This is a genomic window from Streptomyces sp. NPDC004111, from assembly GCF_042874215.1.
GTDB lineage: Bacteria > Actinomycetota > Actinomycetes > Streptomycetales > Streptomycetaceae > Streptomyces.
In genome coordinates this window covers 1-8,193 of record NZ_JBIAMU010000050.1, presented here as the reverse complement: position 1 = coordinate 8,193, position 8,193 = coordinate 1, and the positions used below count along the sequence as shown (strand labels likewise).

Here is an 8,193-nt window from a genome sequence, read left to right as displayed (position 1 = left end):
TGTAGATGTCGCAATCCACACCGAACCCGGAAGGCCCTCACTCGTTCAAGATCCCCAAGCCATGGAATCCGTCACCAACCTCCATGGACAGAACACCTAGGGCCTGTCCGGCGGATCTTGTCGCGGTCGCGTGCCCTGGCACGCACATCTGCGGCGTTGTCGTCAATCGCCATGGCTCCGCCATGTCTCAATCCTCCGCCTTGCAGCTGCACGCACCAGGCCCCGCTCAGCAGCACCAAGAAGTCACAGGTCACTCCATACGACCTGATCCGCCGGACAGACCCTAGTCGTACCGCCGCCCCGGGGCCGCGCCCACCGCCCCCGCGAAGACCTCCGCGAGGGCGGGCATCTCCCCCGCCTCCAGGGCCGACACCGTCACCCGCACGCCCGGGGCGGCTCCCATGCGGAAGCGTGCGCCCGGGGCCACCGCCCACCCGGCGTGCAGCAGCCGGGACACCACGCCCGTCTCGTCGCCCACCGGGATCCAGACGTTCAGCCCGCTGCGTCCGCGGGCGGCGATGCCCCGCTCCGCGAGTGCCGCGATCAGGGCGTCGCGCCGTTCGCCGTACGACCGGGCGACCGCCGCCGTGTCGACGGCGCCGGTCTCCCACAGCCGCACCACCGCCTGCTGGAGCAGCAGGCTCACCCACCCGGGGCCCAGCCGCTGCCTCCCCCGCACCCGGTCGACCGTCCGCGCGTCACCGGTCAGCACGGCGACACGCAGGTCGGGGCCGTACCCCTTGGACACCGACCGCACGAACACCCACGGTCCGCCGTGCGGCCCGGTCCCGCCCCCGGACACCGGGTGCACCGGCAGGTCCACGATGCCGTGCCCGTGGTCGTCCTCGACCAGCAGCACCGAGGGGTGCGCGCGCAGTACCTCCCGCAGCCGCTCCGCACGGGCACCGCTCACCGCGGCCCCGGTCGGGTTCTGCGCCCTGGCCGTCACCACCACGGCCCGCGCCCCGCCACGCAGCGCCCGGTCCACCTCGTCCGGCAGCGGCCCCTCGTCGTCCACGGCCACCGGCACCGCACGCAGTCCGAGGGCCGGCACCAGGTCGAGCATGGCGCCCCAGCCCGGATCCTCGACGGCGACCGCGTCCCCCGGCTTCAGGTGCACCGCGAGGACCCGCTCGATCGCGTCCAGGGAGCCGGAGGCCACCGCGACCGGGCCGGCGGGCACCCCCGCCGCGTCGAATCCGGCACGGGCGAGGCGCGCCAGGTCCGGGTCGAGCGGTTCCTCGCCGTACATCCGGGGACGCGCGTCGGCCCGTTCGGCCGCGTACCCGAGGGCGTCCCGCAGCGGGGGCAGCAGCGCGGTGTCGGGGTTGCCCGTCGACAGGTCGCGCACGCCCGCCGGGACGTCGACCCGGATCGAGTCGCGGGCCGTGCTGACCGGCCGGGCCCGGATCCGGCTGCCCCGGCGGCCGGCCGTCTCGATCACCCCGCGCTCGCGAAGTGTCCGGTAGGCGGACGCGACGGTATTGGGATTGACACCCAGCTCGGCTGCCAACTCCCGCATGGGGGGCAGAACTTGGCCCGGCGCGAGGGCACCTTCCCCCACTCCCCGCTCCACGCTCGCGGAAATCTCCGATGCACGCCGCCCACTGATCCGATACTCTCCTAGCACAAACGACAGTATGCACTAGTGCAATGGAGAGCGCAATGCAGGACAGTCACGCCGCCACGACGGAATCCGCCGCCGCGTCCCCGGCCGCGTACGCCCCCACCGACCGCACCGTCCCCACCCGCTCCCCCGAACGCGCCTCCTACGACCGCGCGCTGGTGCACTCGATACTCGACGAGGGATACCTCTGCCACCTGGGCTTCGTCCGGGACGGCGCACCGATCGTGCTGCCGACCCTCTACGGCCGGATCGGCGAGAGTCTGTACGTGCACGGCTCGACCGGTTCGCGCCCGCTGCGCACCGCCGGGCGCACCGAGGACGCCCCGGGCATCGAGGTCTGCCTGACCGTGACCCATGTCGACGGCCTGGTGCTGGCCCGCTCCGCGTTCCACCACTCGATGAACTACCGCTCCGTGGTGGTGCTGGGCACCGCCCGTGCGGTGATCGACGAGCAGGAACGGCGGACCGCGCTCGACGCGCTGGTGGACCAGGTGGTGGCCGGCCGCTCCGCGGACTCCCGCCCCGCCAACGCCAAGGAGCTGGCCGCCACCGCCGTGCTGCGCCTGGACCTCGACGAGGTGTCGGCGAAGGTCCGCACCGGCGGCCCCAACGACGAGCCCGAGGACGCCCAGCTGCCCTACTGGACCGGTGTGGTCCCGCTCACCCGCGGCCACGGCGCACCGATCCCCGCCGACGACCTGGACCCGGCCGTTCCGCTGCCCGGTTACCTGGCGAACCTCTGAGCCGATGAGCCGGGTGCGGGCCCCGGCGGCACACACCCCCGCCGGGGCCCGAACCCCGCACGACCCGGCGACCGCACGACCGCTCGGCCGGACGACCTGACGGCACCCCGGGGTGCCCGGCCCGCGCGCCCGCCGGACCGCACGGGCACGCCCTACACGGCGACGGCCGCCCGGCGCACCCGGGCCGCGTCCCTCGCCTCGCCGAACGCCAGCCCGGCCACGGCCGTGAGCAGCAGCAGCGTCCCGAGGACGGTGGCCGCCGTGAGCCGTTCCCCGAGGAGTACGACGGCGATGACCGCGGCGCTCACCGGTTCGAGCAGCATGATCACGGACACCGTGGCGGAGCGCACCACGGACGCCCCGGCGAAGTAGAGGGCGTAGGCCAGGGCCGTCGGGACGGCGGCCACGTACACCAGCAGGCCGATCACCGGGCCGAGCGCGGCGCCCTGCGGCACCAGCCCCTCGGCCAGGGCGAGCGGCAGCAGGCACACCGTGCCGATGCCGAAGGACCAGGCGGAGGTGGTGACGGGGTCGCCTCCCCCGCCGTCCCGGCCGAACCAGCGGGTCAGCAGCGTCATCACCGCGTACCCGGCGGCCGACAGCAGCGCGAGCAGCACTCCGGCCGGGCGCACCTCGGCCCCGCCGCCGCCCAGCACCAGCACGCCGAGCCCGGCCAGCGCGCCCGCCACGGCGCAGACACCGCCCGCGCCGAGCCGTTCGCCGAGCAGCACCCGGGCGCCCAGGGCGATGAGCACGGGCCCCGCGCCGAGCGTGACGACGGTCGCCACGGCGAGCCCGGTGTGCTGCACGGCCGCGAAGTAGGCGGTCTGGAAGACGGTGAGCGCACACCCGGTGGCCAGCATCCGGCCCACCCGCCGACGGCGCGACGCGGGCCCCGCGCCCCGGCCCGCGCCGGTCGCACCACTCCCGCCGCCGGCACCGGGGCGCCGGAACGCGCGGGCGGCGAGCAGCAGCAGGCAGCCGCCCGCACACCGCCAGAAGGACAGGGCCATCGGCCCGAGGTCGCTGACCCCGTACAGCAGTGAGGCGGCGGCTCCCGCCGTGCCCCAGGCGATTCCGGCGAAGATCAGATACGTCAGGCCGCGCCCGACGGACAACACCACAGCAGACACGTACGTCTCCACGTAAGAAAACAGGACTCAAGGGTGGTCTCGGCCGCGCGCGGGGGCAGCGACAAGCCGCCCGGGACTGTCCGGGCCAGGTCCTCGTCCTCAGTGGGCCTCGCGCGCTAGAGCGCGGCGGGAGGCGGAAGTACGGTCAGGCGCATGATCCCCACCCTACGGCGCGGTCCGCCCCGCGGACAACGCACCCTCCGCATCGTGGACTTCGCCCTTCGCCGCCGGACCTGCTCCGCCCGCCACCGGTCCGTCGCCGGGCGGCTTGGGCGTCGACGACTGCGCGATGAACGCGCCGACGAGCACCACCGCGCCGCCCACGATCTGCGGCAGCGACAGGTGCTCCCGCAGCAGCACCCACGCCGCCACCGTCGCGATGACCGCCTCCAGACAGGCGACCACCCCGGCGACCTGCGGGGACAGTTTCCGTACCGAGACGACGCCGGTGACGTACGCGAGCACGGTGGCCACCAGCACGATCCAGCCGAGCAGCAGCCAGGCCCGCACCGGGGTGCCGCCCATGTCGACGCTGCCGCCCAGGAGTTCCCAGGCCATCCCCCAGGGCTGTGCGATCACCGTGAGGACGAGGGCGCCGACGAGGAGTCCGTACGCGATGACGCCCAGCGGGTCGACGGCGTCCTCGCCCTCCGCGCCCTGGTCGGAAAGGACGAAGTAGCCGACCTGGCAGCAGGCGGCGCCGAGCGCGAGCAGCAGTCCCAGGACGTCGAAGGTGAGCCCCGCCCACACCTCGACCACGCACGCCAGGCCGCCCACCGCGAGCACCACGCCCACGGCCGCGGCCCTGGTCACCGGCCTGCGCTGGACGAACCGCACCCAGCCGAGCACCAGCGCGGGCGCCAGGTACTCGACGAGGAGGGCCACGCCGACCGGGATGCGCGACAGCGAGGCGAAGTAGAAGGCCTGGACGCCGGCCACGGCGAGCAGGCCGAAGCCCGCGAGCAGCGCGGGCCGGCGCCGCACCAGGCCGCGGTGGCGCCAGGCGACGGGCAGCATCACCAGCGCGGCGCCCGCGACCCGCAGCCACACCACGTGCAGCGGGTCGAGCCCCGCCTCGATCAGCGGCTTTGCCGCGACACCTGAACCACCGAATGCGAGTGCCGAGATCAGGGCGAGCCCCAGGCCGACACTCCTCCCCTGAGCGTGCATCGGCACATCATGTCAGCTGGGGTCAGGACCGTCATCCTGGTGACACCTGTCGAGACGGCGCCTGGGCATACCGGTGGAAACCCACCCGCCGGACCGCCCTTCGTCCGCACTTGCGCGGCGCCCGGGGCTCCGTTCAGGCCCGTCGGAGCGCCGCGCACAACCGGCCGGCCAGCAGTTCCGCATCCACCCCCGCGCGTCGCAGCACCTCGACGGCCCGGCAGTCCGGGTCGGCGGCCAGCGCGGCCAGCAGGTCGACGCCGCCGGCCCTGGGATCCGCGCGCTCCGCCGCCCGCTCCAGCGCCACCTCCATCGCCGCGACGGCCGCGGGCGACCAGCCCGGCACCGGGTTGGGTCCCGGTACACCCTCGGCCCCGGCCTGCCAGCGCAGCCCGTAGCCGATGCTGCGCTGCACGAGGTAGCCGAGGACCCTGGCCGGCTGCTCGCCGTCCTCGAAGGCGGCCCGCGCCTCCGGGTCGGCCTCCAAGAGGGAGTGCAGCAGATGGGCGGTGTCGATCTGGCGGTCGCCGTCCCGCAGCGCGCGGCGGCGCGCGCCCGCGACCATCCTGGCCATCTCGACGGTGAGTCCGGCTTCGATGCCGGCACGGGGAGGGACGGCCTCTCCGGAACCGGAGACCCGTCGGAGGGGGCTCTGCACTCCTCCACCCCATCACCGAGGTGCCGCCCGGGGCATCCGCGTGGGGGAGCATTCGCACATCCCACCGGAGTTGGGCAACGCGGCCCGGGTCCTCCTCCTTGCGGAGGAGATCGGCTGAATCTTCCCTGAGAACCACTCGAATCTGACGGTTCATCAGTATTGAGTGTTCGCGGCCCTGCGGCTACGTTCCGCGACACCGGGCAGCCGCCCGCTCCGCCGTCCGCCGGAAGGAACCGCCCCATGGCCGAGGTCAGCGCAGAGGCACGCATCGAAGCACCGGCCGGCAAGCTCTGGTCCCGGCTGACGGACTTCACGTCGTACGACCAGTGGAACGCGACGCACACCTCGTTCCCCCGGGGCGGCCCGGCGACTCTCGCGGTCGGGGCGACGTACGAGGAGAACATGAAGCTGATGGGCTTCCCCGCGGAGGTGGCCTGGACGATCGAGGAACTGGAGGAGGAACGGCTGCTGGTCGTCCGCGGCAAGGGCCCCATGGGGGTGAACCTGGCGATGCGCTACTCGCTGGCCCCGGCCGACGCGGGCGGCACACTGGCCCGGATCGACGGCGAGTTCACGGGCGCGGCCGTGTCCCTGATGGCCGGCAAGCTCAAGGACTCGGCGACCACCGCCCTCCAGGAGTCCCTGCGGAAACTGGCGGCGCTGACGGTGTGAGTACAGCGGTGACGCACGGGGGCGGGGCCGGCCGCGCGGGGGCGCCGCCGACCGCCTGCGCCTCGGACCCGGGCGGGGCGACGGCCGGAACAGGACCGGCAGCTCCCCCGCTCAGCCGAGTTTGCCCGCCAGCCGCCCGTGCATCGCCGCGCTCGGTTCGTTGAGCCCGGTCACCTCGACCGTCTTGCCGTACCGGGCGTACTTCGTCTCGACGGCGTCCAGCGCGGCCACGGACGACGCGTCCCAGATGTGCGCCCGGGACAGGTCGATCACGACCTCGTCCGGGTCGTCCTTGTAGCGGAATCGGAAGACGAGGTCGTTCGACGAGGCGAAGAAGAGTTCGCCGGTGACGGTGTAGACGACCCGCCCGTCCTGTGCGGTGCGCACCACGTCGACCACGTGCGCGACCCGCTTGGCGAAGATCACCATCGCGCACACGGACCCGACGACCACGCCCACGGCCAGGTTGTGGGTGGCCACCACACAGGCCACCGTGATCAGCATGACCAGCGTCTCGCCGGCCGGCAGCCGCCGGAGCGTCCGCGGGCTCACCGAGTGCCAGTCGAAGGTGGCGGCCGACACCAGCACCATGATCGCGACTAGGGCGGCCATCGGGATCTCGGAGACGACCGGCCCGAGCGCCAGACAGAGCACCAGCAGGAAGGCCCCGGCCAGGAAGGTGGAGAGCCTGGTCCTGGCCCCGGACACCTTCACGTTGATCATCGTCTGGCCGATCATCGCGCAGCCGCCCATGCCGCCGAACAGCCCGGTGACGATGTTGGCGACGCCCTGCCCGATCGACTCGCGGGTCTTGTTGGAGTGGGTGTCGGTGATGTCGTCCACCAGCTTCGCCGTCATCAGCGACTCCAGGAGCCCGACAAGAGCGAGGGCGAAGGCGTACGGGGCGATCGTCGACAGCGTGTCCAGGGTGAGCGGTACGTCGGGCAGCCCCGGCACCGGCAGCGACGACGGCAGCTCGCCCCGGTCCCCGACCGTGGGTACGGCGATGCCCGCACCCACCGTGATCAGCGTCAGGATCACGATCGACACCAGCGGCGCGGGCACCGCGGTGGTCACCCGGGGAAACAGCGCGGTCAGCACCAGCCCGCCCACGACCAGCGGATACACCGCCCACGGCACATCGGTCAGCTCGGGGAACTGTCCCATGAACACCAGAATCGCCAGGGCGTTGACGAAGCCCACCATCACGCTGCGCGGGACGAACCGCATCAGCCGGGCGACCCCGAGCGCCCCCAGCACCACCTGCATGGCGCCGCCGAGGATCACGGCGGCGACCAGATAGCCGAGCCCGTACTCCTTGTTGAGCGGGGCGACCACGAGGGCGACCGCGCCGGTCGCCGCCGAGATCATCGCCTTGCGCCCGCCGACGAACGAGATGACCACGGCCATGATCACCGCGGAGAACAGCCCCACGCTCGGCGACACCCCCGCGATCACCGAGAACGAGATCGCCTCCGGGATCAGCGCGAGCCCGACCACGAGACCGCCGAGCACCTCGGTACGGAACACACGCGGCGAGGCGAGCCAGTCGGGGCGGGACGGGCGGGGAAGGGACAGGGAGGGCATGGAACCGTTTCCGTAGGCGCACCGAGGTGCCACTGAGCACAAAGAGCCCCACTCTAGTGCCGCGTCCCCCGTGACCGGCCGGCCGCCCCGGTACGGACGTCGCGCACGCACCGGCCTCGGGGCCCCCGCCTCACCACCGGCTCAGTAGCACCACCAGGTGCCGCTCGCGGGCTGCGGGATCCACCCGTAGCTGCCGGAGTCCCCGGGCCCGCGCCGGAACACGGCGGTCACCGCGTCGGACCGGTAGGTCCTGATCCGTACCGGCTTCCCGGTCTCGTCGGCGGCCTCCAGCACGATCTCTCCGGACTTGGTGCGCCCGGCGGCCTGCGCCTCGACCACATCATCGACACCTTCGGCCAACTGCACCATAAATACGGCCACAACGCCTCCTCAGCCCCAACTACGAACCGAAGCACCCTAACCCCCCAAACCCCAACACCCTCCCCCCAACCACCCATTGAGCCCAATCCCCCACCCCACGCCCCCGCCCCCGCCCCGCCCCCTTGGGCGGCGGGGCCCGCCGCCGCCTCCTTGGGCGGCGGGGCCGCCCCCCGGGGGCGGAACGGGCGGGCAAGGGGGCGGCCCCCGGCGGAGCCGCACCCCCCG

8 protein-coding genes are annotated in these 8,193 nt (G+C 73.5%); 2 read left to right on the top strand and 6 right to left on the bottom strand.

The window, feature by feature from the left end:
• Positions 1–283: 283 nt before the first annotated feature.
• Positions 284–1,630: an aminotransferase class I/II-fold pyridoxal phosphate-dependent enzyme gene (locus tag ACFYVL_RS44510; RefSeq protein ID WP_389255895.1), complete on the bottom strand. Its 1,347-nt coding sequence runs from the start codon at positions 1,628–1,630 to the stop codon at positions 284–286.
• Positions 1,631–1,665: 35 nt separating this feature from the next.
• Here ACFYVL_RS44510 and ACFYVL_RS44505 point away from each other — a divergent pair, with 35 nt between their 5' ends.
• Complete coding sequence (locus tag ACFYVL_RS44505) at positions 1,666–2,370, top strand: pyridoxamine 5'-phosphate oxidase family protein (protein WP_389255893.1); 705 nt, start codon at positions 1,666–1,668, stop codon at positions 2,368–2,370.
• A gap of 152 nt (positions 2,371–2,522) precedes the next feature.
• Here ACFYVL_RS44505 and ACFYVL_RS44500 read toward each other — a convergent pair whose 3' ends face one another.
• The 3 genes from ACFYVL_RS44500 to ACFYVL_RS44490 form a co-directional block, all read right to left on the bottom strand.
• Entirely contained in the window at positions 2,523–3,503 is a 981-nt protein-coding gene (locus ACFYVL_RS44500) for a DMT family transporter (RefSeq protein WP_389255891.1), read from the bottom strand.
• Positions 3,504–3,668: 165 nt separating this feature from the next.
• Positions 3,669–4,673: a DMT family transporter gene (locus tag ACFYVL_RS44495; protein ID WP_389255889.1), complete on the bottom strand. Its 1,005-nt coding sequence runs from the start codon at positions 4,671–4,673 to the stop codon at positions 3,669–3,671.
• 133 nt (positions 4,674–4,806) lie between these two features.
• Positions 4,807–5,244 carry a Clp protease N-terminal domain-containing protein gene (locus ACFYVL_RS44490; RefSeq protein ID WP_389255897.1) on the bottom strand — a complete coding sequence of 146 codons (438 nt, stop codon included), beginning with the start codon at positions 5,242–5,244 and terminating at the stop codon, positions 4,807–4,809.
• A gap of 324 nt (positions 5,245–5,568) precedes the next feature.
• Between ACFYVL_RS44490 and ACFYVL_RS44485 the strand changes: the two genes are divergently transcribed.
• Positions 5,569–6,000, top strand: a complete 432-nt coding sequence (locus ACFYVL_RS44485; RefSeq protein WP_389255887.1) for an SRPBCC family protein — start codon at positions 5,569–5,571, stop codon at positions 5,998–6,000.
• A 111-nt stretch (positions 6,001–6,111) separates the two neighbouring features.
• On the opposite strand, the gene ACFYVL_RS44480 is transcribed toward ACFYVL_RS44485, so the two are convergent.
• Positions 6,112–7,587: a SulP family inorganic anion transporter gene (locus ACFYVL_RS44480; protein WP_389255885.1), complete on the bottom strand. Its 1,476-nt coding sequence runs from the start codon at positions 7,585–7,587 to the stop codon at positions 6,112–6,114.
• 141 nt (positions 7,588–7,728) lie between these two features.
• Positions 7,729–7,968, bottom strand: a complete 240-nt coding sequence (locus tag ACFYVL_RS44475) for a hypothetical protein (protein WP_389255883.1) — start codon at positions 7,966–7,968, stop codon at positions 7,729–7,731.
• Between the last annotated feature and the right edge of the window lie 225 nt (positions 7,969–8,193).

Bases quoted from the DNA above. Each gene is read 5' to 3' on its own strand.
- ACFYVL_RS44505 (WP_389255893.1), top strand. From the start codon at position 1,666: ATGCAGGACAGTCACGCCGCCACGACGGAATCCGCCGCCGCGTCCCCG.
- ACFYVL_RS44495 (WP_389255889.1), bottom strand. From the start codon at position 4,673: ATGCACGCTCAGGGGAGGAGTGTCGGCCTGGGGCTCGCCCTGATCTCG.
- ACFYVL_RS44490 (WP_389255897.1), bottom strand. From the start codon at position 5,244: ATGGCCAGGATGGTCGCGGGCGCGCGCCGCCGCGCGCTGCGGGACGGC.
- ACFYVL_RS44485 (WP_389255887.1), top strand. From the start codon at position 5,569: ATGGCCGAGGTCAGCGCAGAGGCACGCATCGAAGCACCGGCCGGCAAG.
- ACFYVL_RS44480 (WP_389255885.1), bottom strand. From the start codon at position 7,587: ATGCCCTCCCTGTCCCTTCCCCGCCCGTCCCGCCCCGACTGGCTCGCC.